Genomic DNA, 23,251 nt, shown 5'->3' on the forward strand with positions numbered 1-23,251 from the left:
GGGGTGATTCAGGCGGGCTGCAAAGACGCGTCGGGAAGCCAGAAGACCGCGCGGCCCTCAGGCGTGTCGCGCTCTTCGACCGTCACGGCGCGCAGGCGTGCGCCGCGGCACGGACCGCCGACGCATTTGCCGGTGTCGGGCTGGTAGATCGCCCCGTGGGTCGCGCACATCAAGTATAGGCCCGAGCTCTCGAAGAACTGACCCTCGTTCCAGTCGAGCTCCATCGGCACGTGTGCGCAGCGGTTCAGATAGCCGTATGGCTTGCCGTCGTAGCGCACGAAGAAGACGACCGCCTCGCCGGCGGCGTCCGTCGCCGGCACGCGGACGCCCGCGCCGCCGTCGACGAGTGCGTCCGCCGCGCACACGCGCACCGCGTCCCGCGCCGCTTCGCTCATGCGTGCTCCCGGAGCCAGCCGGCCAGCGACGCGACGCTGTCCGCGCAGAAATGCGGCTTGAGCACCGCGAGCGAATCCGCCGGGTGCGCGCCGTAACCCACGCCGACGCCCGCCGCGCCTGCGTTGATGGCCATTTGCAGGTCGTGCGTCGTGTCGCCGATCATCACGGTGCGGGCGAGATCCTGGCCGAGTTCGCGCGTGAGTTCGTGCAGCATGGCGGGATGCGGCTTGGAGAAGGTTTCGTCGGCGCAGCGCGTGCCGTCGAAGGCGCTCGTCAGGCGCGACTGATCCAGCGCGCGATTCAGCCCGACGCGGCTCTTGCCCGTCGCGACCGCGAGAAAATAGCCTTCGTCGCGCAGCGCCTGCAACATGTCGCGCACGCCGGCGAACAGCTCGGTTTCCTGCCCTTTCGTCAGGAAATGGAAACGATAACGCTCGGCCAGGCGCGGATAGTCGGCGGGATCGAGCGTCGGCGCGCAGATTTGCAGCGCATCCTTGAGTCCGAGGCCGATCACATAACTGGCGGATTCGTCGGCGGGAACCGGCAGGCCGAGGTCGCGGCAGGCGGACTGGATGCTGCGCGTGATGTGGACGGTCGAATCCATCAGCGTGCCGTCCCAGTCGAAAACGATCAGATCGAATTGCTTCCGCGGCATTTACGGTGTCTCACGATTTTTGAGTTGTTCGATGAAGCGCCGGCACTCGGCGGGCAACGGCGCTTCGAACTGGATGGGTTCGCCGCTCGCCGGATGAGTGATCTTCAGCCGGTAAGCGTGCAGAAACATGCGTTTCAGCGACGCCTTCGCGCTCGGACGCGCCAAATCCTTGTTCAGCGCGAAGTCGCCGTACTTGGCGTCGCCGGCGATCGGCAGGCCGATGCTCGCCATGTGCACGCGGATCTGATGCGTGCGCCCGGTCTTCAGTTCCGCCTCGACCCACGCGTAGCCGTCCCAGCGTTCGATCAGATTGAACACCGTGTGCGACGGCAGTCCGTTTTCCTGGATGCGCACGCGGCGCTCGCCGTCGGCAGCGACATATTTGTGCAGCGGCGCCTTCACGACGCGCCGGCGGCCCCAGTCGGCGGGCCAGTCGCCGTGGCCGACCGCGTAATAGCGCTTGTCGAGGCGATTTTCCCGAATCTGCTCGTGCAGATTGACCAGCGCGGCGCGTTTCTTCGCGAGCATCAGCACGCCGGAGGTTTCCCGGTCCAGCCGATGCACCAGTTCGAGGAATTTGGCGTGCGGCCGGGCGTTGCGCAACTGCTCGATCACGCCGAACGCCACGCCGCTGCCGCCGTGCACGGCGACGCCCGAGGGTTTATCGATGACGATCAGATGGTCATCTTCGAAAAGAATGGGGAATTCGGCGGCCGGCGCGTTCGATGACACCGGCGTTTCGTCCGGCTGAGCCGTACGGATAGGCGGCACACGCACGAGATCGCCCATTTCGAGACGGTATGCGGCGTCGATGCGGCCCTTGTTCACGCGCACTTCGCCGCTGCGGAGAATCCGGTAAATATGGCTCTTTGGCACGCCTTTACAGACGCGCAGCAGGAAGTTGTCGATCCGCTGACCGGCGGCAGTCTCGTCGACTTCGATCATCGACACCTGTTCGCTTGCGACCTGTTTATGGGAAGTTTTGCCTAACTCATTCATTCTGAATATAATTTGCGAGCAGTCTGAAAAGGTTGATGCTTTAGATCAAGCAGGAACCGCGATTGAACAGACTGTACAGGTGCAAGCGATAAACCATCATTTTACTTGCGCCCAAGGTCGGTTGCTCACCCTGAAGACAGAGAGCAGCGAGTTGCACGCACGGCGATATCACCGGCAGGGACGAAGCCCACAGGCGCGTTCGGTCGAGTCGATCGCCGGTCGGTAACGGATTTCTGGTCAAAAAGAATTTTATCGGCGAGAAGCGAAGGCGCCCGGTGCAACAACCGGTCGCCGCCTGAATCGGTCCTGCGCGAAATTGCGCATGAGCAGGAGAAACAGGCAATCGACGCTCGCCGGTGTTGCGAACAACTGCCGGCGGAATTGCTGCTGCGCTGTAATCTGCGAAGCGCGATCACGCCGCCATGAGGCGAGACACACGGCAACCGGCCGACGGGCGCGATACAAGGCCCGCGGCGGCGCCGGCGCGGCCTGGCCGCAGGAAGGGACGGTCATGCAGCATCGCGCCGGTGTGCGCGAGACCGCTCTTCCGCGGCCTCCGTTGGGAGGATTCAGGCGCTGCAAAGCGCGTTGGGCGGGCAGTGCGTCGGGGCGTTTCGATCGTCCCGGACGTCCGTCCGCCACGCCGCCGTCCATCCTCGCCACGCGCCGCGCGGCTCGACTTCGCCTCGCCGTTGTTTCGCATGTGCCCTAGGGCACGGCCGCCGCGCTGGCGGCTGTCGCCTGCTTTCGGCAATTCTCCCGCCAGGAATCCCGCTCCAGCGTGCTTTGTGACAACACACAAAAAGCGCGGCTCGCCCGCCTTCCCGCCTCGCGCGCGTGACCTTCATCCGTCACTGACGCCGATTCGCCTGACGAGGGAGGACGAAAGCCGCTCTGGAGCCGTTCCATGAAACGCATGCTGTTTAACGCGACGCAGCAAGAAGAATTGCGCGTCGCCATCGTCGATGGGCAGAAACTCATCGACATCGACATCGAAACCGCCGGGCGCGAACAGCGCAAAGGCAACATCTACAAGGGAGTCGTCACCCGCATCGAGCCGTCGCTCGAAGCCTGCTTCGTCAACTACGGCGAAGACCGCCACGGCTTCCTGCCGTTCAAGGAAGTCGCCCGCCAGTATTTCCGCGACGGCGTCGACATGCGCTCCGCGCGCATCCAGGACGCACTGCGCGAAGGCCAGGAACTCATCGTCCAGGTCGAGAAGGAAGAGCGCGGCAACAAGGGCGCGGCGCTGACCACGTTCATCTCGCTGGCCGGCCGCTACCTCGTCCTGATGCCGAACAACCCGCGCGGCGGCGGCGTGTCGCGCCGCATCGAGGGCGACGAGCGTCAGGAACTGCGCGAAACCATGGCGCAGCTCGAACTGCCGGAAGGCATGAGCATCATCGCGCGCACGGCGGGCATCGGCCGTTCGGCTGAAGAGCTGCAGTGGGACCTGAACTACCTGATGCAGTTGTGGCGCGCGATCGAAGCCGCGTCGCAGAGCGGCGTCGGCGGCCAGCCGATGCTGATTTATCTCGAATCCAGCCTCGTCATCCGCGCGATCCGCGATTATTTCCAGCCGGACATCGGCGAAATCCTCATCGACACGACCGAAATCCATGATCAGGCGCGTGCCTTCATGGATATCGTGATGCCCGACAACGTCTCGAAGGTGAAGCGCTATCACGACGACGTGCCGCTGTTCTCGCGCTTCCAGATCGAGCATCAGATCGAGACCGCGTACTCGCGCACGGTGCCGCTGCCCTCGGGCGGCGCGATCGTGATCGATCACACCGAGGCGCTCGTCGCCATCGACGTGAACTCGGCGCGCGCGACCAAGGGCGCCGACATCGAGGAAACCGCGACACGCACCAATCTCGAAGCCGCCGACGAAGTCGCGCGCCAGCTTCGTCTGCGCGACCTGGGCGGCCTGATCGTGATCGATTTCATCGACATGGAATCGGCCAAGAGCCAGCGCGAAGTCGAGCAGCGTCTGAAGGACGCGCTCAAGCACGACCGTGCCCGCGTACAAATGGGCAAGATTTCGCGCTTCGGCCTGATGGAACTGTCGCGTCAGCGGCTGCGTCCGGCGCTGTCGGAAGGCAGCCATGTGACCTGCCCGCGCTGCAACGGCACGGGCCATATCCGCGACACCGAATCGTCCGCGCTGCAAGTGCTGCGGATCATTCAGGAAGAAGCAATGAAGGAGCACACCGCGGCAATTCATTGCCAGGTGCCGGTCGAGGTGACCGCCTTCCTGTTGAATGAAAAGCGCTCGGAAATCAACAAGATCGAATCGCGCTTCAAGGTCAACGTCGTCCTGATTCCGAACAAGCATCTGGAAACGCCGCACTACAAGCTGGAGCGTCTGCGTCACGACGACGCGCGCCTCGACGAGCCGCGCGCATCGTGGAAGATGGCCGTGGAAGCCGCGACGGAACTCGAGTCCGAGACCGGCTACAGCAAGCGCGCCGAAGACGTGAAGCCGAAGCAGGAAGCCGCGGTCAAGGGCATCACGCCCGAGAAGCCCGCGCCGAGCGCGCCGGTCAAGGCTGCTCCGGTCGAGGCCGCGCCCGTTGCGGCGCCGGTGCCGGCGAGCGGCGGATTCATCGCGTGGATCAAGAACCTGTTCGGCATCCAGACGGAGGTCAAGCCGGCCCCGGCTCCGGTCGAAGCACAACCCGCCGCGCGTCCGCAACGTGAGCGCAGCGAACGCTCGGGCAGCGGCGATCGCAACCGCAACCGGCGCAGCGGCGCCGGCGCGGGCCGCGACGGCGCGCAAGCAGGCAGCGCGAGCAGCACTAATGGCAGCACGAGCGGCAACGGCGCGGGCCGGCAAGGCGCCCGCCGTGAGGATCGCGAGGCCCGTGGCGGTCGTGAGGGACGCGAACTGCGTGAAGTGCGCGAGCCGCGTGAACCCCGCGAAGCACGCGAACCGCGCGAAGCTCGCGAGCCGCGCGAGGCCCGTGAGCCGCGTGAAGGCCGTGAGCGCAATGCCGAGCGCGCCGCGCGTCCGGAAGCCGGCGAACGCCAGGAACGTCGCGAACGTCCGGATCGTGGTGAACGCGGTGCCGAGCGCGCCGATCGTTCTGAACACGCTGATCGTCCCGAACGTGCGGAACGCGGGGAACGGCCGGACCGTGGCGAACGCCGCAAGCCGCAGCCGGAAGCCGCCGTCGAAGCACTGACGCAAGGCGAAACGGTGGTGTCGGAAATCGTCGAGTCGGCGCAGGTCGATGTGGACACCGCAGAATTCGACGCGGAATTCGCCGATCAGGCCAACAGTGCGCGTGACGGCGAGGAGCGTCGCCGCCGTCGTCGTGGCCGTCGTGGCGGCCGTCGCGAACGCGAGGAAGACGGCATCACCGTGAATCACGCGGCTGACGTCGCGGAAGCCGAAGGCGCCGCCGACAGCACCTCGGCGCAAGCCGGCGTGTTCGACGCCGAAGCCGCGCAGGAAGTATCCGCGCGTCGCGAAGCGCGTCCGGCGGTGGAAGCGGCAGAAGCAGCGGCACCGGCACCGGTCGAAGCCGTGGCCGCACAGCCGGTGGAAGCGCCGGTTCAAGCGCCGGTCGAATTGAAGCCGCAAGCGCCCGCGCCTGTCGTCGCTGAAACAGCGCCGGTGGCCAAGGCTCAGGACGCCGAGCCGGTGGAAACGAAGGCATCGACGCCCGCAGCAGCCGACTTCGACGTGTTCGCCAAGCCGGCTCCGGCGTCGTCGGTCGACAACCCGTTCGGTCCGACGCCGAAGGCTGCCGAAACGAAGTCTGTCGATCCGTTCGCACCCGTGGCCGACGAAGCCAGACCGGTCGAAGCTGCGCCCGCTCCGGTCGAACCGCCGGCTCACGTGGAAACGCCGGCTCCAGCCGCTGCCGAAGCCGCGCCTGAAGCGGTTCCGGCGCCTGTCTCCGTCGAAGCCGAAGTGGCTGAGCCGGTGAAGGTCGCCGCGGTCGCGCCGACGCCTGAGGCAACGGCCGTCGAACCCGTGCCGCCGATCGAACACGCCGAAGCGCAGGCGCCGGTCGCAGCGGAACCGGTGGAGGCAGCCGCGCCGGCCGCACCCGCTACCGCTAAAGCTGCTACGCCGATCGCCGCGGAAGCGCTCCAGCCGATCCTCGAGCGCGCCGGCCTCGTGTGGGTCAACACCGACGCGACCAAGCTGCGTGAAGCCGATGCCGTCGCTGCCCAGTTGCCCGCGCCGGTGCGCGTGCCGCGCGAGCGCAAGGCGCTGCCGCCGGCCGACACCACGCCGATGCAGCAGGTGGAAACCGGCAAGGGCGCTCATTAAAAGAGCGCTCTGACGCCCGGCACGGCTTCGTGCCGGGCGGGGCTGAACGGATGAAACGCCATCGATCCACATCGATGGCGTTTTTTTTCGCGCCGCCGCCGCGCAGCGCTGCCAGAAAAGCGGGAAAACCAGACTCCGCGCGGGTATCCCCCTTGCGACTCCGATGAGCACCTTCCGTTAAAATGGGACTGTCATAAAACGATTCGCAACCTCAAGACAAGACCGCCACGGTCGAGCCGAACCCCATTCATCATGTCCCGACGCATCATCCCCGTGACCGACATCAGCGCGATCCCGGCCTTCGCCGGCGTCGCTGCCGCGCCATCGGGGCTGCTTACGGACACGCTCGCGCGCCCGCTGCGCGACCTGCGCATCTCGGTGACCGACCGTTGCAACTTCCGCTGCGTGTACTGCATGCCGCGCGAGGTGTTCGACAAGGACTATCCATTTCTGCCGCACGCCGCCCTGCTCTCCTTCGAGGAAATCGAGCGGCTGGCGCGCGTGTTCGTCGCGCACGGCGTCGAGAAGATTCGCCTGACGGGCGGCGAGCCGCTCTTGCGCAAGAACATCGAATATCTGATCGAGCGGCTGGCGCTGCTGCGTACGCCCGAAGGCCGTCCGCTCGACCTCACCCTGACCACCAACGGCTCGCTGCTCGCCCGCAAGGCCCGCTCGCTGAAAGACGCGGGGCTGTCGCGCGTCACGGTCAGCCTCGACGCCCTCGACGACGCGCTGTTTCGCCGCATGAACGACGCCGACTTCGCGGTGAGCGACGTGCTCGAAGGCATCGCCACGGCGCAGGCAATCGGGCTCGCGCCGCTCAAGGTGAATATGGTCGTCAAGCGCGGCACCAACGACCAGGAAATCGTGCCGATGGCGCGTCACTTCAAGGGCAGCGGCGCCATCCTGCGGTTCATCGAATACATGGACGTGGGCGCGTCGAATGGCTGGAACATGAGCGAAGTGCTGCCGTCGGCGCAGGTGGTGGAGCGCATCGACGCGCACTTCCCGCTCGCGCCGCTCGAAGCTCATACCGACGCCGAAACCGCGCAACGCTGGGGCTATCGCGACGGCAGCGGCGAAATCGGCGTGATCTCCAGCGTCACGCGCGCGTTCTGCGGAACCTGTACGCGCGCACGCCTTTCGACGGAAGGCAAGCTGTACCTCTGTCTTTTCGCCGTGGCCGGACACGATCTGCGCGGCCTGATTCGCGGCGGCGCCAGCGACGAGGAAGTCGCCACCTCCATCGCGCGCATCTGGGAAGCGCGCGGCGACCGCTATTCGCAATTGCGCGGCAGCGCGTCGGCCCCGGCGCGGAGCGACGGACCGCGGGTCGAAATGTCGTACATCGGTGGCTGACGCAGGCGAATCGACCGTGCAGGCCACGCCCCAACCTCATGCTTTCCCCGACGTCACGGCGCTCGTGCTGGCGGGCGGACGCGGCTCGCGCATGGGCGGCATCGACAAGGGCATGCAGCCGTTTCGCGGCGAACCGCTCGCGCTGCACGTGATGCGGCGTCTCGCCCCGCAGGCCGGCGCGATGCTGATCAGCGCCAACCGCTCGCTCGACGACTACGCGCGTCTCGGCGCGCCCTTCGCCGCGCGCGTCATCGCCGATACACGCGCGGCTTACCCCGGACCGCTTGCCGGCATCGCGGCCGCGCTGCGCGAGGCGCGCACCGGCTTCGTGCTGACCGCGCCCTGCGACGCGCCGTTCGTCGACGAACACCTGTGCGTCGCGCTGATGCAGGCGCTCGAAACGAAGGGTGTCGACATCGCGTATGCGGCGACGGTCGAGGCATCCGGCGACGTGCAGGCGCATCCGGTGTTCGCGCTGCTGCGCACCTCGCTCGCCGACGATCTCGACGTCTGGCTGGACGCCGGCGAGCGCAAGGTGCGCGCGTGGTACGCGCGCCACACGGCGGCCGAAGTCCAATTTCACGATGTACGTGCGTTTTACAATGTCAACGATTTGCAGCAGCTGGCCGAGCTGGAACGCAACTGACTCCTCAACCCGCTGTTCGCTCGCGTCCGCCCATGCGGCCTGATCCTTCCGGGCTGCTCGTTCCCTCCGCCGCCGTGGCATGGCCTCACCGCCCGACGCAGGCCGCGATCCACTCCGATTCATGACCACGCCCAAGGAATTCTTCGCCTCCGTTGCTCAGTACGATCCGAATGCGCTGCCCGTCGCGGCCGCGCAGGAGATCGTGCGTCAATGGGCGATGCCGCGCGGCGCCGATGCGCCTGCGGAACGCGTGAGCCTGCACGACGCGCTCGGCCGCGTGCTGGCGGAGGACGTGATTTCGCCCATCGACGTCCCCGCCTTCGACAATTCCGCGATGGACGGCTACGCCTTTGCGGCCACGGCGGTGACGAGCGGCGGCGCAACGGTCGAACTTCCGGTGGCGGGCACGGCGTTCGCCGGCCGTCCTTTCGTGGCCACGTCCGGCGTGCGCGAATGCGTGCGCATCATGACCGGCGCACCGATGCCGCCGGGCTGCGACACGGTGGTGCCCCAGGAGCAGGTCACGCGCGAAGGCGACACCATTCGCTTCGCCACCACAGGCATCCGCGCGGGACAGAATCGCCGGCTGGCGGGCGAGGATCTCGCTCGCGGCAAGCCCGCGCTGGCGGCCGGGCGCGTCGTGCGGGCGTCGGACCTCGGGCTGCTCGCATCGCTCGGGATCGGCGACGTGGCGGTGCGCAAGCGGCTCGTCGTGGCCTTCTTCTCGACCGGCGACGAACTGCGCTCCATTGGCGAAACGCTGAGCGAAGGCAGCGTCTACGACAGCAATCGCTATACGCTGTTCGCGATGCTCCGGCGTCTGGGCGTCGAGACGCTCGATCTCGGCATCGTGCGCGACGACCGCGCCTCGCTCGAAACCGCGTTGCGTCACGCCACCCACAGCGCGGACGTCGTCATCAGTTCGGGCGGCGTCTCGGTGGGCGATGCGGACTTCACGCGCGACCTGCTGAATTCGCTCGGTGAAGTGGCCTTCTGGAAAATCGCGATGCGCCCCGGCCGGCCGTTGGCCTTCGGCCGCCTGTGGTCGGGCGAACGCGCCGGCGCGGGCCGCTCGGCGCTGTTCTTCGGCTTGCCGGGCAATCCGGTCGCCGTGATGGCGACCTTCTACTTCATCGTGCGCGAGGCCTTGCTCGCCATGTCGGGCGCGCAGCGGCACACGCTCACAGCCCTTCGCGCCCGCGCCGCCGAGCCGATGAAGAAACGCGCGGGCCGCACCGAATTCCAGCGCGGCATGGCGACACGCGAGGCCGACGGCGGCTGGCGCGTCGTCACGACCGGTCCGCAAGGCTCGGGCGTGCTCAGCTCGATGAGCGAAGCGAACTGCTTCATCGTGCTCGAGCATGCCCGCGGTGACATAGACGCCGGCGACGATGTCGAGATCGTGCCGTTCGACGGCCTGATCTGACGACTGCGCCGCGCGCGGGCATCGCCGGAACCCTCATTCCTATATCGACAGACGGGGCACCCTTCCATGAAAAAACAGATTTCGTTCATCGCACCGGGACAGACCGCCAAGGCGCTGATCCTCGTTTATCTGACCTTCAGCGTGCCGATCGTGCTGCTGGGCGTCGTGGTCGCGTTCGTGCGCTATGGCTCGGTGGAAGTGAGCACGGTCACGAGCGCCCTGCTGCTCAACGCGATCCTCGGCTTCATCCTGTTGTGGATTGCCTGTCATGCGTACAACTGGGTGGCGTCGCGTTTCGGCGGCATCGAGATCACGCTGTCCGACGCGCCGGAGGAAGCATGAGCGCCGCCCTCATCCGTGCGGCGACGCCCGCCGATGTCGGCGCCGTGTTCGCGCTGATGCTCGAGCTGGCCGAATTCGAGAAGCTGACGCATCTGTTCATCGCCACCGAGCAGGATGTGCACGATGCGTTGTTCGGCACGCGTCCGGCCGCCGAAGCGCTGGTTGCCGAGCAGGACGGCGAGATCGTCTCTTACGCGTTGTTCTTCCAGAACTTCTCGACCTTCCTGGGCAAGCGCGGCCTGTACCTCGAAGACCTCTACGTGCGCCCCTCGATGCGCGGCAGCGGCCTCGGCACGCAGATGCTGAAGAAGCTGGCCGCGCTCGCGGTGGCGCGTCAATGCGGCCGCTTCGAATGGTCGGTGCTCGACTGGAATCAGAACGCAATCGACTTCTACGAAAAGATGGGCGCGACCGTGCTGCCCGACTGGCGCATCGTGCGCGTCACGGGCGAGCCGCTCGAACGGCTGGCCGTGTCTTCGTAAGTCAACCCTCGTCATCGCCCTCGGGCGAGGAAAGTTCGCCAGACGCCTCGCCCAACAGTCCCGCCGCCCGCTCTCCCGGCAACGCTTCCACGTCGCGCAGACGCTTGTTCATCTGCCGCGTGCGCGTCTGCGCCGCCTCGATCGAACGCGTGACCGTTTCGAGCTGCGATTTGGTGCGCGCCAGCACGTCGCCGAATTTGCCGAACTCGGTCTTCACCGCGCCCAGCACCTGCCAGACCTCGCTGGAACGCTTCTCGATGGCCAGCGTGCGAAAGCCCATCTGCAAACTGTTGAGCAGCGCGGTCAGCGTGGTCGGCCCCGCTATGCTCACGCGATAGTCGCGCTGTAGCGCATCGCTCAGACCGGGGCGGCGCAGCGCTTCGGCGTACAGACCCTCGGTCGGCAGGAACAGCAGCGCGAAGTCGGTGGTATAGGGCGGCGCGACGTATTTCTGCGCGATCGCCTTCGCTTCGGCGCGCAGCCGGCCTTCGAGCGCGCGCGCAGCTTCTTCCACCGCGGCCGGATCGGCACGTTCCTGCGCATCGATCAAACGCTCGTAGTCCTCGCGCGGAAACTTTGCGTCGATGGGCAGCCACACGGGCGTGGCGGCTTCATCTGACGTTGCGGAAGCTCCCGGCGCGTCATGACGGCCCGGCAGCTTGATTGCGAATTCGACGCGTTCGTTGCTGTTCGGCACCGTCGCGACGTTCTTGGCGTACTGCTCCGGCGTGAGCAGTTGCTCCAGCAGCGCTTCGAGTTGCACTTCGCCCCAGGTGCCGCGCGTCTTCACGTTGGTCAGCACCTTCTTCAGATCGCCGACGCCCGCCGCGAGCGTCTGCATTTCGCCCAGCCCGCGATGCACCTGCTCCAGCCTGTCCGACACCAGCTTGAACGACTCGCCGAGCCGCTGCTCCAGCGTGGCGTGCAGCTTTTCGTCGACGGTGCGGCGCATTTCGTCGAGCTTCGTTGCGTTGTTCGCCTCGATGTCCTTGAGACGCGCCTCGAGCGTCGCGCGCACCTCGCCGAGCCGCCGCTCGTTCGCCTCCGACAGCTGCGCGAGATGTAGCGAGATCGAATCGCCAAAGCGCTTCAGCGCATTGCCCTGGTCCTCGCGCGCCTGTTGGCTCTGCTGCGCCAGTTGTTGCGCGAGCGCGTCAAACTGGGCGTTCTGCACGCTCGAGGTACTCGCCAGTTGCGTCGACAGCGTCTGATGGAACTGCGCGAAGCCGCTCTGCGCTTCCATGCGCGACACCCGCGCGCTTTCGGCGATATCGCCGCGCAGGCCGCGTTCGAGCCGTTCCTGCGCGCGCGCGTGCGCTTCGCCCATGTCGTTGACGCGATCGGTGAGCGCCTCGAACTCGTCGTGCATGCCGCCCCGCGACGCGCGCCGCAGCATCACGACCAGCGCAATGAGCGCGATGACCAGCGCAAGCGCCAGCACGGCGACCGCGCCTCCCAGCAGTTCCATCATTTCTTCAGTACGCCCGGGTTGATCGGATTCGGCGGATTGCCAGCGCGCAGACCTTCGCCGAGCCCGGCGATCAGATTGTCGGCGGCAAGATTCGCCATGGCGCGACGCGTGGCTTCGGTCGCGCTGGCGATGTGCGGCGTCAGCACGACGTTGTCGAGCACGAGGAAATCAGGATTGAAGTTCGGCTCGCCTTCGAAGACATCGAGCCCCGCTGCGGCGATGCGCTTGTCACGCAACGCGGCGATCAGCGCGGCATCGTCGACGATACCGCCGCGCGCGATGTTCGTGAGCGTCGCGGTCGGCTTCATCAGCGCGAGTTCGGCGGCGCCGATGGTGTGATGGCTCTCCTTCGAATACGGCACGACAAGCACTACATGGTCCGCGCGCTTCAGCAAGTCTTCCTTCGACGCGTACTCCGCATTCAGCGCGGCCTCGATCTCGGGCGCCACGCGCGAGCGGTTGTGATACATCACGCGCATGTTGAAGCCGCTCGCCCGCCGCGCGAGCGCCTGTCCGATACGTCCCATGCCGATCACGCCGAGCGTCGAGCCATACACGTCCGCGCCGAGGAAGGAATCAAACGACCATTTTTGCCACTTGCCCGCGCGCAGGAAATGCTCCGACTCGGTCACGCGGCGCGCGGCCGCCATCATCAGCGCCCAGCCGAAGTCTGCGGTGCTTTCGTTCAGCACGTCCGGTGTATTGGTGCCGAGCACACCGTGCGCGTCGAAGGCCTGCATGTCGAAGTTGTTGTAGCCCACCGCCATGTTCGCGACGACCTTCAGCTTCGGCGCGGCCGCGAGTTCGGCGTCGCCGACGCGCTCGCCGGCCGTGAACGCGCCGTCGCAATCGGCGAGACGCCGGACAAATTCGTCTTGCGGCAGGACATCGCCCAGATTGGCGTCCACCTCGAAATGCTGTTTCAGCCGCTCGATGACATCAGGGAACGTGGATCGCGCGACAAGCACTTTCTTCTTCATTGCCTACTCCCGGAAAAATAGCCAGCCCAACATGGCGAAAAGCGGCAGCAAGACGACGCCCGACCACGCCATATAGCCGAAGAAACCCGGCATGCGCACACCGCGCGACTCGGCGATCGCCTTGACCATGAAATTCGGCGCATTGCCGATATATGTGTTCGCGCCCATGAAGACCGCGCCCGCGGAAATGGCGGCGAGCGTGGTGGCGTCGGTGGTCATGAGCGTGCGGGCGTCGCCGCCCGCGAGATTGAAGAAGACGAGATAGGTGGGCGCGTTGTCGAGAAACGACGACAGCAGGCCTGTGGCCCAGAAGTACGCCAAATCCACCGGCTTGCCGTTCGCATCCGACACCACGTGAACGATGCCAGCGAATGCGCCGTCCGCGCCCGCGCGCAAGATGGTGATGACCGGCGCGATGGTGACGAAGATCGCGGCGAACAGTTTGGCCACTTCGGCGATGGGCGCCCAGTCGAACGCATTGCCTTCGCGCGCGCGCTTCGGCGTGAAGGCGAGCGACGCCAGCAGCACGCAGGCGAGCAGCACGTCGCGCACCAGGTTCTGCAACTGCACCTGCGTGCCAAACACATCGAACGTGATGCCGGGCTTCCACACGCCGCTCATCAGCACCAGCGCGACGATGGCTGCGAGCAACGCGAAGTTGATCTTGCCGTCCACGCCGAGCGACGGTGTGTCGGGCGTCGGATCGAGTGCCGGCCGTCCGGCATCGTGCTTGCGCCAGTAGTGGCTGTCGAGCAGATAAAACAGCGCGAGCAACGCGGCGCAGAGAACCAGCATGGGCAGCGCGAGATGCAGCGTGGTCCAGAAGAAGCCGACACCGTTGAGGAAGCCCAGGAACAGCGGCGGATCGCCCAGCGGCGTGAGCGAGCCGCCCGCATTCGCGACCAGAAAGATGAAGAACACGACCACATGCACGACGTGCTTGCGGTTGTCGTTGGCGCGCAGAAGCGGCCGGATCAGGAGCATGGCCGCGCCGGTCGTGCCCATGAGGCTCGCGAGCACCGTGCCCAGCGCGAGCAGTCCGGTATTGAGCCGCGCCGAGCCATGCAGGTTGCCGCGCACGCAGATGCCGCCCGCCACGGTATAGAGCGCGGCCAGCAGCATGATGAAGGGCAGATACTCTTCGAGCAGCGCGTGCAGCAGCACGCCGCCCGCGGCGCCGGCCCCGAACGCGACGGCGAACGGCACGAGAAACGCGAGCGCCCAAGCCGCCGCGATCTTGCCGTCATGCCGATGCCACAGCTTCGGCGCCACCAGCGGAAAGACCGCGATGGACAGCAGCACGCCGACGAACGGCAGGCCCCATGCCGCCGAGAGCGTTGCGCCGTCGAGCGTGGCCGCCGCCGCGGGATGCGTGACCGACGCCAACACAGCAAGCAGAACACCGCCAGCCAGAAGCCGCATTGGACTCAGGCTCCGCGCACGACAATGACATGCACGCGATACGGCCCGTGCGCGCCGAGCACGATGGTCTGTTCGATATCGCCGGTGCGCGACGGCCCCGAGACGAAATTGACCGCACGCGGCAGTTCGCCCCGTTCGGCGCGGATGAGCGCGAAGGCGTCTTCGTGCGCCGCGACGATGCGCGACGCCGGCACGATGGCAATGTGGGTAGCGGGCAGCAGCGCGCCGGACGCGGGCGTTTCGGCGCCGGACAGCAGCACGAGCGAGCCGGTCTCGGCGGTGGCGCAGAAACAGCCGGTGATGCCGACGAGATCGGCATCGACGGGCTTGCGCAACGACACGTGCAAGCCGGCTTCGGCAAACGGCAGGTCAGCGAGCGCGGGCCACGCGACGACCTCGGTCGGGAGATTCAGCGCATGAAGATAACGCGCGGCTTCGGCGGGAGTGTCAGCAAGCGATTCGACTTCGGCCACGGTGCTGGCCAGACGCTCGGCCTCCAGCCAGAAACGCGCGATGAGCTCTTCGCGCGTCTGCGGCAGCGGCGGACGCGGGCCCGCCGGATGCCGCCCGACATACTCCTGCGCCGCGGCGCGCTCGGCGTCCGTCGGCTCGCCGCGACGGCCCTGCGCACTGCGGATGCGCGCGAGAATGGTGCGGCGCGCGGCCGATGTATCCATGGTGCCGTCCTCTTCCCTCTGCAAAGCTGCGTGGGTGCGTAAATGCGTAGGTGCGTGAGCCGAATCGATCAGCGACGCGTCGAATTATAGCGAGCGGAGTTCGCGCGCGAACCTCGGCCGGACGGCATAGGCCGGGGCGCAAACCAGGCACGCAACAACGCACGCGTCAGAGTTCGTCCACCGGCTGCTCGATGCCGAATACCTGCCGCAAGTAAGCGAGATACGCGCGGTCGTCGCACATGTTCTTGCCCGGCGAATCCGACAGTTTCGCCACCGGCTGTCCGTTGCAGCGAACCATCTTGATGACGATCTGCAGCGGCTGATAGCCGAGGTCGTTGGTGAGATTCGTGCCGACGCCGAATGCCAGCTGGCAGCGGCCGCGGAAACGCTCGTAGAGCTGCAGCACCTTGGGGATATCGAGCGCGTCCGAGAACACGAGGATCTTGGTGCGCGGGTCGCAGCGGTTCTCTTCGTAATGGCGCAGCAGGCGCTCGCCCCAGTCGAACGGATCGCCCGAGTCGTGCCGCGCGCCGTCGAACAGCTTGCAGAAGTACATGTCGAAGTCGTTCAGGAACGCCTTCATGCCGTACACGTCCGACAGCGCGATGCCCAGGTCGCCGCGATATTCCTTGGCCCACATCTCGAAGCCGTAGATCTGCGAATCGCGCAGGCGCGGACCCAGCGCCTGACACGCCTGCAGGTATTCGTGCGCCATGGTGCCGAGCGGACGCTGGCCGTGCTTCATCGCGTAATAGACGTTGCTCGTGCCGGCGAACTGCGCGCCCAGGCGCTCCTTGAGCGTCAGCACCACTTCCTCGTGCCAGTGCTTGGAGAAACGTCGACGCGTGCCGTAGTCGGCGATCTTGCAGTCCGAATATTCAGGCGGCGTGGCGAGCAGCTTGATCTTCTCGCGCAGACGCTCGCGGCCGGTTTCGTACTCGGGCTTGCGCTGGGTGTTGCGGAAGTAGACCTCGTTGACGATCGCGAGCACCGGAATCTCGAAGAGAATCGTATGCAGCCAGGGACCTTCGATATCGATGTCGATCTCGCCGTTGTTCTTCGCCGACGGCGCGATGCGAATGGACTTCTCGTTCAGATGGAACAGCGCGAGGAAATCGATGAAGTCGCTCTTGATAAAGCGCATGTGCCGCAGATAGTCGAGCTCTTCTTCCTTGAAGCGCAGATTGCAGAGCTGCCGGACTTCGTCGCGAATTTCGTCGATGTACGGCACGAGATCGACATTCGGCGTGCGGCAGCGAAAGCGATATTCGACGTTCGCTGCCGGGAAATGATGCAGCACGACCTGCATCATCGTGAACTTATAGAGATCGGTGTCGAGCAGCGAAGTGATGATCATGGTTCTGGCTGAAACATCCACGCGAAAAGATGATGCATCGGTTCGAGCCACCTGCCCCGCTGTCCCGATGCTGTCCCGATGTGCATTGATGACGCACGGGCTTGCCTCGAAGAGACTCTGACCCGAATACGCATTGCAGGTCATGTTACCCGAATGTGCGCGCCGGCATGGGGCATGGCGGCCCTCTCCTGCCTGCTGCAAAGGCTTCCTCTGCCGCGCATACCCACATCACGAATTGATATAAGACAGGCGGCGCCGGCGCTCGCGTCCGTTTTTCCTATTACGCTACAATATGCGTTTCCGCAAGCGCACCTCCCGGCCCATGCAGCCGCCCAGGGCGCAGCCCCCACGAATTCCGCATGCAGGAGCCTGAATGACTCACGTTGTGACCGAAAGCTGCATCAAGTGCAAGTTCACCGATTGCGTGGACGTGTGCCCGGTGGATTGCTTCCGCGAAGGTCCCAACTTTCTCGCGATCGATCCGGACGAATGCATCGACTGCGCCGTGTGCGTCGCCGAATGCCCGGTCAATGCGATCTACGCCGAAGAAGATGTGCCCGGGGATCAGCAACACTTCACTGAACTGAACGCCGACCTCTCGCGCAACTGGCCGAGCATCACCAAGACGAAGGCGCCGCTGCCCGAGTCGGATGAGTTCAAGGACGTCAAGGAAAAGCTGAATCTGCTGGAGCGCTGATTTGCGTGGTTTGTGAGGCCCTCTCTTCAAGCTGCGAGAGCGCTTATCGAATGAAGATTGGGCGTTGACAGTAAAGCACCACCCCCCTATACTCTCGCTTCTCTGCTGTAGATGTTCCCCGATAGCTCAGTTGGTAGAGCGCCGGACTGTTAATCCGTAGGTCCCTGGTTCGAGCCCAGGTCGGGGAGCCAAGAGTTTCATCCAAAGCTCCAGCAAGCGTTGTTCAAAACCCAGTCTATCGGCTGGGTTTTTCATCTCAGCTTCACATGTTGTCAGTTGTTCCCCGATAGCTCAGTTGGTAGAGCGCCGGACTGTTAATCCGTAGGTCCCTGGTTCGAGCCCAGGTCGGGGAGCCAAAAAGGCTTCATCGCAGGATCCAGCAAAGCCCAGTCTTCGATTGGGCTTTTTGTTTTTGCGCGCCGGTTTTGTCTTCTCTATGCGTCGTCACCGTCCAGGCGGATCTCGTTTATCCGTTCGTCGATCTATTTCCGCGATAGACGATAGAGTGAGAAACGATGCGCTGGATCATCCTGTTGACCTTCATCGTCTGTGCGGTCTGCACATATTGTGCTTGGCAAGGTTCGAACGACTTTGTCGGCGGCGAATTGAATCACGCGTTCAAGTTTCTCTGTCCTATCCGGCTCGTCGGCAAGCGTGTGAAAGCGTGGAACCGGACCGTGTACACCATCGTCAAGTGGCTGGGTGGCGATCTTCTTCAGGTACCAAGACTTGACGAGCATCGGCCTCTTCACGCGAGCCACACCAGCGTGAGCGACCGCACGCCCTGCGCGCCGCGAATCAGCACGCCTTCGATATCCGCCGTCGCCGATGGCCCGGTCACGAGCACCGCATAACGCGCCGTCCTGAAATCGTCGCGCCGGTACACCTGCTGCAAGCCTTCGACGAGCTGCGCCGGATCGAGCAGCACGACCAGATGCTGGGCCAGATAGCCGATCGAGTTGACGACGTATTCCTGCTCGCTGAACCACACCGAGCCCGTTTCCGCGACGCCGAAGCGCCCCCTGACGACCGCGACATCGACGTCCTGGAGCGACGCCGGCACCGTATCCGCTGCGAGCGGCCGGTTGCCCGCGACACCCGGCACGGCCGAGGCGATCACCTGCGCCTCCGCAAAGCGCGTGGCGATCAGCGCGTTCACGTCCTCCAGGCTCGATGCATCGACACACGTGCCGCCCATCGCGGCAAGCGCCGTGCTGAAGCGCTCCTTCAGGTCGCCCGGCGGCGCCGGAAACAGCGGCACCTCCGGCCGCGGACGCGCGGCGGGTTGCGCCGCGCGGATCCTCGAGAGAAAGGCTTCGCGACTCGTCATTTGGCCGGCTTCCGGTTTTTCCTGTACCACTCGTGAAAGGTCTCGGCGGGCGCTTCGGGCAGTTCGCGCTGGCGTCCCCAGATGTTGAGCGGGTTATAGAGCACGAAGTTGGGCAGCCGCTTGAGCGCCCCGCCGAGCGATGCCACGCTCGCGCGATACAGCGTCGGGCTCGCCAGCAGCCGCCCCGCCATCTTCAGCACTTCCTGCTTGACGAAGGGCACCTCGTGCTTGTCCGCGATCACCTCGCGCCACTTGTAGATCTGCTCGTGAATGTTCACCTTCACCGGACACACGTTGGTGCAACTGCCGTTCATCGTCGAGGCGAACGGCAGCGCGCTGTAGCGCTTGAGATCGTGCGTCGGATTAATGATCGCGCCGATCGGTCCGGAATACGTACCGCCATACGACAGCCCGCCGCTCCTCCGATACACCGGACACGTGTTCATGCACGCGCCGCAGCGGATGCACTTGAGCGAGAACCAGAAGTCGTCCAACGCCAGGCGCTCGGAGCGGCCGTTGTCGACGAGGATGAAGTGCATCTTCGTGCCCGGCCGCGGCTGGCGGAAATGCGAGGTGTATTGCGTGATCGGCGAGCCGAGCGCGCTGCGCGACAGCATGCGCACGAACACACCGAGATCCGCGATGGTCGGAATGATCTTCTCGATGCCGATCGACGCGATATGCAGCGGCGGCACGTTCGCCGAGAGATCCGCGTTGCCCTCGTTCGTGCACACGACGACCGTCCCCGTCTCCGCAACCGCGAAGTTGCAGCCGGTCATGCCGGCGGTCTTCTCGCGCACGAAGTACGGCCGCGTGTTCATGCGCTGGCTCTCGGCGAGATAGTGGATGTCGCTGTTCGCGGGATCGGTGCCGATGGTGCGCCCGAACAGTTCCGCGACGTCCGCGCGCAGCTTGTGGACGGCCGGCACCACCATGTGACTCGGGTCCTGGTGATCGAGTTGCTGGATGCGCTCGCCGAGGTCGGTCTCCATCACCGTGATGCCGCGCGGCTCGAGATAGTCGCGCATATAGCATTCGTCGGTGAGCATCGACTTGCTCTTGACGAGGGCGGTCATGCCGCGCGCGCTCATCAATTGGTAGACGAGTTCGTTGTGTTCCTGCGCGTTCGCCGCGAAATGCACGGTCACGCCGTTCTTCTCCGCCTGATCCGCGAACTGCGCGAGATAGTCTGCAAGATGCGACAGCGTATGTTCCTTGATGCCCGACGCCAGATCGCGCATCGTTTCCCATTCGGCGATGCCGTGCGCCTGCGCGTCGCGCTTGGTGCGCAAGTCCCACAGACGCTTGTCGTGGAAGGCAACGTGATCCGGCTTTTGCAGGAACGCGCTGGCCGCCTTCGCGTGATCGATGCGGATGGTCTTGCTCATGCGCGCACTCCGTTCAGCACCTGCGCGATATGGATGAACTTCGCCTCGACCTTCATGCGTTCGGCGCAGCCCTGCTGGTGCATCAGGCACGACATGTCGCCCGACACGATGTACTCCGCGCCCGCGCCGACGTGATCGCTCACCTTGTCCTGCCCCATGCGCACGGAGACGGCCGCCTCGGTCACGGAGAACGTGCCGCCGAAGCCGCAGCATTCATCGGGACGCGCCGGCGCGACGAACTCGATGCCCTTCACGCCTTCCAGCAACGCGCGCGGCTTCGAGTACGGCGTGCCCGCGACTTCGGAATTCGACGTCTCGCGCAGATGCCGCACCGCGCTGCAACTGTTATGCAGCCCGACCCGGTGCGGGAACTCGGCCCACGGAAACTCGCGCACGCCGAGCACGTCGTGCAGGAATTCGACGAGTTCGAAGGTGCTGCGCCGCACTTTCTGAACGGCGCCGGTCTGTTCGATCGCGGTGAAGTGTTCGCGCACATGATGCGTACAACTCGCTGACGGTCCCACCACGTAGTCATAGTCCGCGAAATTGCGCGCGAACACGCGTTCCGCGCCGGCGGCGTCCTTGTGCGCGCCGCTGTTGGCCATCGGCTGGCCGCAACAGGTCTGGTCCTGCGGATAGTCGACATCGAGCCCGAGCCGTTCGAGCAGTTCCAGCGTGGCGACGCCGACTTGCGGATAGAAGGCGTCGATGAAACAGGGCACGAAAAGGGCGACTTTCATGAGGGCCGGTGGCGAATGTCGATTGCGGGAACGGGACGACTCTTTTTGGTCAGCTTGGTCTGACCAAGACTTTAAAGAGATGCGTGTTTCGTGTCAAACTCGGGCACCTTTCGAGTTTCCACGTCCCGTTCGCGTCAATCAATGACCTTCCAGCCCGTCCACTCGCATTCTTATGCCCGCGTGCGCATCTCGGACGTCGTGTCCGGACAGATTCGCGAGTTGATCTCGAACGGCACGCTGCTGCCCGGCCAGCGCCTGCCCGCCGAACGCGACTTGGCCGAGCAGCTGAACGTGTCGCGCCCATCGCTGCGCGAGGCGCTGATCCGGCTGGAATCCGATGGTTTCATCCGCGCAGCGGGGCGCGGAGGTTTCGTCGTATCGGACGTGACGGCGCCGCTGGTGTCGCGTCCGCTCGCCGCGTTGCTCGATCAGCAGCCGGATGCCAGCGCCGACGTGCTGGAATTGCGCCACGGGCTCGAAACGCTTTCCACCGCCTACGCGGCCGAGCGCGCCACCGAGGCCGATCTGGCGCGCATCGCCGCCGCTTTCGACGCGCTCGAGGCCGCGGTGGCAAGCAAGAGCACGCGCATCGCGGAGAAGGACGCGGCTTTCCATCTGGCGATCGCCGATGCAACGCACAACGTCGCGCTGACGCACGTCATGCATGGACTGAACGAACTGGTGCGCGAATCGATGCTCACGTCGCATCGGCTGGTGGATTACGACGACGAAGTCGAGGCGAACCTGATGGCGCAGCATCGCGCGATGTTCGACGCGATCGTCGCGCGCAACCCTGCACAGGCGCGCGAATGCGCGGGCGCGCATCTGGACTATGTGCGCACGCTGTACCGCGATCGTCCGGCGCGCAAGCGGGCGTGAACGTAATGATTATGTAAGCTCAAGATAGGACAAGACCTACACAGCTTTCGGACTTGCACGGCTAACGTGCATGCGCTGTCTTCGCGATACTGGAACTGTCAAAAACGATACGCGAAGGAGGTCAACATGCCTTACCTGCTCGGATGGCTGCTCGGCGTGCCGGTGGTGGTGCTGGTGATTCTTTATCTGATCTTCCACTGAACGGACCGGATGTGCGACACATCGAAAGAACTCAGGGGCGTCGATACAATACGACGCCCCTTCTCTTTTCCGGATGATGTCGATGAAGCGTCCCGCCCTCGCCTTTGCAGTGCTTGCCTCCCTCTACGGCGCCGGAATCGCGCATGCCGAGGAGATCGCCAGCGTCAATACCAACTTCCGTTTCACGGGCTCTGATCGCGTTACCGTCGATGCCTACGACGATCCGCTCGTGCAGGGCGTAACTTGCTACGTTTCGCGGGCGCGCACGGGCGGCGTGAAAGGCACACTGGGTATCGCGGAAGATCCGACCGAGGCGTCGATCGCCTGCCGGCAGGTCGGCCCGATCAAATTCTCCCAGCCGCTCAAGCAGAAAACCGATGTGTTCTCGGCGGGCATGTCGTTCATCTTCAAGACGCTGCACGTGGTGCGCGTGGTCGATACGAAGCGCAACACGCTCGTCTATCTCACGTACAGCGACCGCATCGCGACCGGCAGTCCGAAGAACAGTGTGACCGCCGTGCCGGTGCCGGAGGGCACGACGATACCGGTGAAGTGACAACGTTATAAACTTCCCGTTTCCCTTCTTCATCCGTCATTCCGCCATGAACGCCGACCATTTCCGCGATGCCGCACGCTACTGGCGCTCGCCGCTCGTGCCGGACGCGGACATGGTGACCGCGGAATACTACGACCATGAATTCACGCCGCACTGGCACGACGCCTACACGGTGCCGGTGATCGAGGCCGGCGCGGAATGCTTCGACTATCGCGGCGCGCATCATGTCGCGGAAACCGGCTCGGTGCCGGTGATCAATCCGGGCGAGGTGCATACGGGCGCACGGGCGGTCGATATCGGCTGGCGCTATCGCGTGTTCTACCTGCCGATGCCGTTCGTCGAGGACCTCGCGCACGATCTGTGCGGACAACGCGCTGCCGCGCCGCGGTTTCCGGATCACATCATCCGCGATGCCGATCTGGCACGTCGCCTCTTGCATGCGCACCGCGTGCTGGAGCGCGGCGCCGATCCACTCGAAGCCGAACTGGCGCTCGTCGATGCGGTCACGACGCTGATCGGCCGGCACGCACGGCAACACGCGGGTGCGCCGTCGCTCGCCGCCGACGCGCAGCGCGTCGAAACCATGAAGTCACGTCTCGCCGACGACCTGCTCGAACCCGTCACGCTCGCCGAATTGGCGCGCACGGTGGGCCTGTCGACCTTCCATGCCGCCCGGCTGTTCGCGCGCACGACCGGTCTCGCGCCGCACGCCTGGCGCAACCAGATGCGTATCGTGCGAGCGCTGCCCGCGCTGCGTTCGGGTGCGTCGGTCACTGACGTCGCGGCGGCGAGCGGCTTCACCGACCAGAGTCATTTCACCCGCCACTTCAAGCGCGCGTTCGGCGTGCCGCCGGGCCGCTGGCGCTGAGCGTCCGGAAAGAAGCGCCGGCAGCGCAAGAACGTACAAGCCATCCGGACACCGCGTTGCGTATCCTCGCTGTCACAGGAGGAAATCTTGAA

22 protein-coding genes, 2 tRNA genes and 1 pseudogene are annotated in these 23,251 nt (G+C 65.3%); 14 read left to right on the forward strand and 11 right to left on the reverse strand.

Going from position 1 to position 23,251, the window contains the following annotated elements:
- Positions 1 to 8: 8 nt before the first annotated feature.
- From QCE63_RS11145 to QCE63_RS11155, 3 genes are read right to left on the reverse strand one after another with little or no spacing between them, the layout of a single operon-like run.
- The gene (locus QCE63_RS11145; protein WP_309832882.1) at positions 9 to 395 is read right to left on the reverse strand and encodes a Rieske 2Fe-2S domain-containing protein; all 387 of its coding nucleotides are present in this window, start codon (positions 393 to 395) and stop codon (positions 9 to 11) included.
- Positions 392 to 1,051 carry an HAD-IA family hydrolase gene (locus tag QCE63_RS11150; protein WP_309832883.1) on the reverse strand — a complete coding sequence of 220 codons (660 nt, stop codon included), beginning with the start codon at positions 1,049 to 1,051 and terminating at the stop codon, positions 392 to 394. Before QCE63_RS11150 ends, QCE63_RS11145 begins: the two co-directional genes overlap by 4 nt.
- The gene (locus tag QCE63_RS11155; RefSeq protein ID WP_309832884.1) at positions 1,052 to 2,050 is read right to left on the reverse strand and encodes an RluA family pseudouridine synthase; all 999 of its coding nucleotides are present in this window, start codon (positions 2,048 to 2,050) and stop codon (positions 1,052 to 1,054) included.
- Between the two features lie 907 nt (positions 2,051 to 2,957).
- On the opposite strand from QCE63_RS11155, the gene QCE63_RS11160 reads away from it, so the two are divergent.
- The 6 genes from QCE63_RS11160 to QCE63_RS11185 all read left to right on the forward strand — a co-directional run bounded on the left by QCE63_RS11160 (position 2,958) and on the right by QCE63_RS11185 (position 10,593).
- Positions 2,958 to 6,338, forward strand: a complete 3,381-nt coding sequence (locus QCE63_RS11160) for an Rne/Rng family ribonuclease (protein ID WP_309832885.1) — start codon at positions 2,958 to 2,960, stop codon at positions 6,336 to 6,338.
- Between the two features lie 252 nt (positions 6,339 to 6,590).
- On the forward strand, positions 6,591 to 7,697 hold the full coding sequence (gene moaA, locus QCE63_RS11165; RefSeq protein WP_309832886.1) for a GTP 3',8-cyclase MoaA: 1,107 nt from the start codon (positions 6,591 to 6,593) through the stop codon (positions 7,695 to 7,697).
- 91 nt (positions 7,698 to 7,788) lie between these two features.
- Positions 7,789 to 8,343 carry a molybdenum cofactor guanylyltransferase MobA gene (gene mobA, locus QCE63_RS11170; RefSeq protein ID WP_309833776.1) on the forward strand — a complete coding sequence of 185 codons (555 nt, stop codon included), beginning with the start codon at positions 7,789 to 7,791 and terminating at the stop codon, positions 8,341 to 8,343.
- A gap of 121 nt (positions 8,344 to 8,464) precedes the next feature.
- Positions 8,465 to 9,769, forward strand: a complete 1,305-nt coding sequence (gene glp / locus QCE63_RS11175) for a gephyrin-like molybdotransferase Glp (RefSeq protein ID WP_309832888.1) — start codon at positions 8,465 to 8,467, stop codon at positions 9,767 to 9,769.
- Positions 9,770 to 9,835: 66 nt separating this feature from the next.
- Positions 9,836 to 10,111: a hypothetical protein gene (locus QCE63_RS11180; RefSeq protein WP_309809175.1), complete on the forward strand. Its 276-nt coding sequence runs from the start codon at positions 9,836 to 9,838 to the stop codon at positions 10,109 to 10,111.
- On the forward strand, positions 10,108 to 10,593 hold the full coding sequence (locus tag QCE63_RS11185) for a GNAT family N-acetyltransferase (protein ID WP_309832889.1): 486 nt from the start codon (positions 10,108 to 10,110) through the stop codon (positions 10,591 to 10,593). Before QCE63_RS11180 ends, QCE63_RS11185 begins: the two co-directional genes overlap by 4 nt.
- A 1-nt stretch (position 10,594) precedes the next feature.
- On the opposite strand, the gene QCE63_RS11190 is transcribed toward QCE63_RS11185, so the two are convergent.
- The 5 genes from QCE63_RS11190 to pncB form a co-directional block, all read right to left on the reverse strand.
- Positions 10,595 to 12,064, reverse strand: coding sequence for a DNA recombination protein RmuC (locus QCE63_RS11190; protein ID WP_309832890.1), 1,470 nt, complete (start codon positions 12,062 to 12,064; stop codon positions 10,595 to 10,597).
- A complete protein-coding gene (locus QCE63_RS11195) occupies positions 12,061 to 13,044 on the reverse strand; it encodes a D-glycerate dehydrogenase (RefSeq protein ID WP_309832892.1) in 984 nt (327 codons plus the stop codon). Before QCE63_RS11195 ends, QCE63_RS11190 begins: the two co-directional genes overlap by 4 nt.
- A 3-nt stretch (positions 13,045 to 13,047) precedes the next feature.
- Positions 13,048 to 14,466 carry a sodium:proton antiporter gene (locus QCE63_RS11200; protein ID WP_404990099.1) on the reverse strand — a complete coding sequence of 473 codons (1,419 nt, stop codon included), beginning with the start codon at positions 14,464 to 14,466 and terminating at the stop codon, positions 13,048 to 13,050.
- A 5-nt stretch (positions 14,467 to 14,471) separates the two neighbouring features.
- A complete protein-coding gene (locus tag QCE63_RS11205) occupies positions 14,472 to 15,143 on the reverse strand; it encodes a lactate utilization protein C (RefSeq protein WP_309832894.1) in 672 nt (223 codons plus the stop codon).
- A 166-nt stretch (positions 15,144 to 15,309) separates the two neighbouring features.
- Positions 15,310 to 16,500 (reverse strand): nicotinate phosphoribosyltransferase, encoded by a 1,191-nt coding sequence (pncB, locus tag QCE63_RS11210; protein WP_309832895.1) that lies wholly within the window; start codon positions 16,498 to 16,500, stop codon positions 15,310 to 15,312.
- A 373-nt stretch (positions 16,501 to 16,873) separates the two neighbouring features.
- Between pncB and fdxA the strand changes: the two genes are divergently transcribed.
- The 4 genes and pseudogenes from fdxA to QCE63_RS11230 form a co-directional block, all read left to right on the forward strand.
- Positions 16,874 to 17,197, forward strand: a complete 324-nt coding sequence (fdxA, locus tag QCE63_RS11215; RefSeq protein ID WP_309832897.1) for a ferredoxin FdxA — start codon at positions 16,874 to 16,876, stop codon at positions 17,195 to 17,197.
- A 115-nt stretch (positions 17,198 to 17,312) separates the two neighbouring features.
- Positions 17,313 to 17,388: transfer RNA gene (locus QCE63_RS11220), tRNA-Asn, on the forward strand.
- An 89-nt stretch (positions 17,389 to 17,477) separates the two neighbouring features.
- Positions 17,478 to 17,553, forward strand: a tRNA-Asn gene (locus QCE63_RS11225).
- A 243-nt stretch (positions 17,554 to 17,796) separates the two neighbouring features.
- Positions 17,797 to 17,895, forward strand: a pseudogene (locus QCE63_RS11230) (lipid A hydroxylase LpxO); the annotation flags it as partial.
- Between the two features lie 50 nt (positions 17,896 to 17,945).
- Here the strand turns inward: QCE63_RS11230 and QCE63_RS11235 are convergent.
- The 3 genes from QCE63_RS11235 to QCE63_RS11245 are packed head-to-tail and all read right to left on the reverse strand — an operon-like array spanning position 17,946 to position 20,655.
- The gene (locus QCE63_RS11235) at positions 17,946 to 18,527 is read right to left on the reverse strand and encodes an LUD domain-containing protein (protein WP_309832898.1); all 582 of its coding nucleotides are present in this window, start codon (positions 18,525 to 18,527) and stop codon (positions 17,946 to 17,948) included.
- On the reverse strand, positions 18,524 to 19,915 hold the full coding sequence (locus tag QCE63_RS11240; RefSeq protein ID WP_309832899.1) for an LUD domain-containing protein: 1,392 nt from the start codon (positions 19,913 to 19,915) through the stop codon (positions 18,524 to 18,526). Before QCE63_RS11240 ends, QCE63_RS11235 begins: the two co-directional genes overlap by 4 nt.
- The gene (locus QCE63_RS11245; protein WP_309832900.1) at positions 19,912 to 20,655 is read right to left on the reverse strand and encodes a (Fe-S)-binding protein; all 744 of its coding nucleotides are present in this window, start codon (positions 20,653 to 20,655) and stop codon (positions 19,912 to 19,914) included. The genes QCE63_RS11240 and QCE63_RS11245 overlap by 4 nt, the downstream gene beginning before the upstream one ends.
- A 141-nt stretch (positions 20,656 to 20,796) precedes the next feature.
- Between QCE63_RS11245 and QCE63_RS11250 the strand changes: the two genes are divergently transcribed.
- The 4 genes from QCE63_RS11250 (at position 20,797) to QCE63_RS11265 (ending at position 23,159) form a co-directional block, all read left to right on the forward strand.
- Positions 20,797 to 21,534 carry an FCD domain-containing protein gene (locus tag QCE63_RS11250; protein WP_309832901.1) on the forward strand — a complete coding sequence of 246 codons (738 nt, stop codon included), beginning with the start codon at positions 20,797 to 20,799 and terminating at the stop codon, positions 21,532 to 21,534.
- Between the two features lie 66 nt (positions 21,535 to 21,600).
- Entirely contained in the window at positions 21,601 to 21,735 is a 135-nt protein-coding gene (locus tag QCE63_RS11255; RefSeq protein ID WP_309832902.1) for a hypothetical protein, read from the forward strand.
- An 82-nt stretch (positions 21,736 to 21,817) separates the two neighbouring features.
- Positions 21,818 to 22,291 (forward strand): CreA family protein, encoded by a 474-nt coding sequence (locus QCE63_RS11260; protein ID WP_309832903.1) that lies wholly within the window; start codon positions 21,818 to 21,820, stop codon positions 22,289 to 22,291.
- A 46-nt stretch (positions 22,292 to 22,337) separates the two neighbouring features.
- Complete coding sequence (locus tag QCE63_RS11265; protein ID WP_309832904.1) at positions 22,338 to 23,159, forward strand: AraC family transcriptional regulator; 822 nt, start codon at positions 22,338 to 22,340, stop codon at positions 23,157 to 23,159.
- Positions 23,160 to 23,251: the final 92 nt, after the last annotated feature.

Origin of the sequence: Caballeronia sp. LZ065, assembly GCF_031450975.1 — a bacterium.
In the GTDB taxonomy this organism is placed as follows: Bacteria; Pseudomonadota; Gammaproteobacteria; order Burkholderiales; family Burkholderiaceae; genus Caballeronia.

Coding starts and splice junctions, on each gene's coding strand:
- QCE63_RS11250 (WP_309832901.1), top strand. CDS start 20,797: ATGACCTTCCAGCCCGTCCACTCGCATTCTTATGCCCGCGTGCGCATC.
- QCE63_RS11160 (WP_309832885.1), top strand. CDS start 2,958: ATGAAACGCATGCTGTTTAACGCGACGCAGCAAGAAGAATTGCGCGTC.
- QCE63_RS11155 (WP_309832884.1), bottom strand. CDS start 2,050: ATGAATGAGTTAGGCAAAACTTCCCATAAACAGGTCGCAAGCGAACAG.
- glp (WP_309832888.1), top strand. CDS start 8,465: ATGACCACGCCCAAGGAATTCTTCGCCTCCGTTGCTCAGTACGATCCG.
- QCE63_RS11195 (WP_309832892.1), bottom strand. CDS start 13,044: ATGAAGAAGAAAGTGCTTGTCGCGCGATCCACGTTCCCTGATGTCATC.
- QCE63_RS11235 (WP_309832898.1), bottom strand. CDS start 18,527: ATGACGAGTCGCGAAGCCTTTCTCTCGAGGATCCGCGCGGCGCAACCC.
- QCE63_RS11150 (WP_309832883.1), bottom strand. CDS start 1,051: ATGCCGCGGAAGCAATTCGATCTGATCGTTTTCGACTGGGACGGCACG.
- QCE63_RS11265 (WP_309832904.1), top strand. CDS start 22,338: ATGAACGCCGACCATTTCCGCGATGCCGCACGCTACTGGCGCTCGCCG.
- QCE63_RS11260 (WP_309832903.1), top strand. CDS start 21,818: ATGAAGCGTCCCGCCCTCGCCTTTGCAGTGCTTGCCTCCCTCTACGGC.
- fdxA (WP_309832897.1), top strand. CDS start 16,874: ATGACTCACGTTGTGACCGAAAGCTGCATCAAGTGCAAGTTCACCGAT.
- mobA (WP_309833776.1), top strand. CDS start 7,789: ATGGGCGGCATCGACAAGGGCATGCAGCCGTTTCGCGGCGAACCGCTC.
- moaA (WP_309832886.1), top strand. CDS start 6,591: ATGTCCCGACGCATCATCCCCGTGACCGACATCAGCGCGATCCCGGCC.
- QCE63_RS11180 (WP_309809175.1), top strand. CDS start 9,836: ATGAAAAAACAGATTTCGTTCATCGCACCGGGACAGACCGCCAAGGCG.
- QCE63_RS11145 (WP_309832882.1), bottom strand. CDS start 395: ATGAGCGAAGCGGCGCGGGACGCGGTGCGCGTGTGCGCGGCGGACGCA.
- QCE63_RS11245 (WP_309832900.1), bottom strand. CDS start 20,655: ATGAAAGTCGCCCTTTTCGTGCCCTGTTTCATCGACGCCTTCTATCCG.
- QCE63_RS11240 (WP_309832899.1), bottom strand. CDS start 19,915: ATGAGCAAGACCATCCGCATCGATCACGCGAAGGCGGCCAGCGCGTTC.
- QCE63_RS11205 (WP_309832894.1), bottom strand. CDS start 15,143: ATGGATACATCGGCCGCGCGCCGCACCATTCTCGCGCGCATCCGCAGT.
- pncB (WP_309832895.1), bottom strand. CDS start 16,500: ATGATCATCACTTCGCTGCTCGACACCGATCTCTATAAGTTCACGATG.
- QCE63_RS11190 (WP_309832890.1), bottom strand. CDS start 12,064: ATGATGGAACTGCTGGGAGGCGCGGTCGCCGTGCTGGCGCTTGCGCTG.
- QCE63_RS11200 (WP_404990099.1), bottom strand. CDS start 14,466: ATGCGGCTTCTGGCTGGCGGTGTTCTGCTTGCTGTGTTGGCGTCGGTC.
- QCE63_RS11185 (WP_309832889.1), top strand. CDS start 10,108: ATGAGCGCCGCCCTCATCCGTGCGGCGACGCCCGCCGATGTCGGCGCC.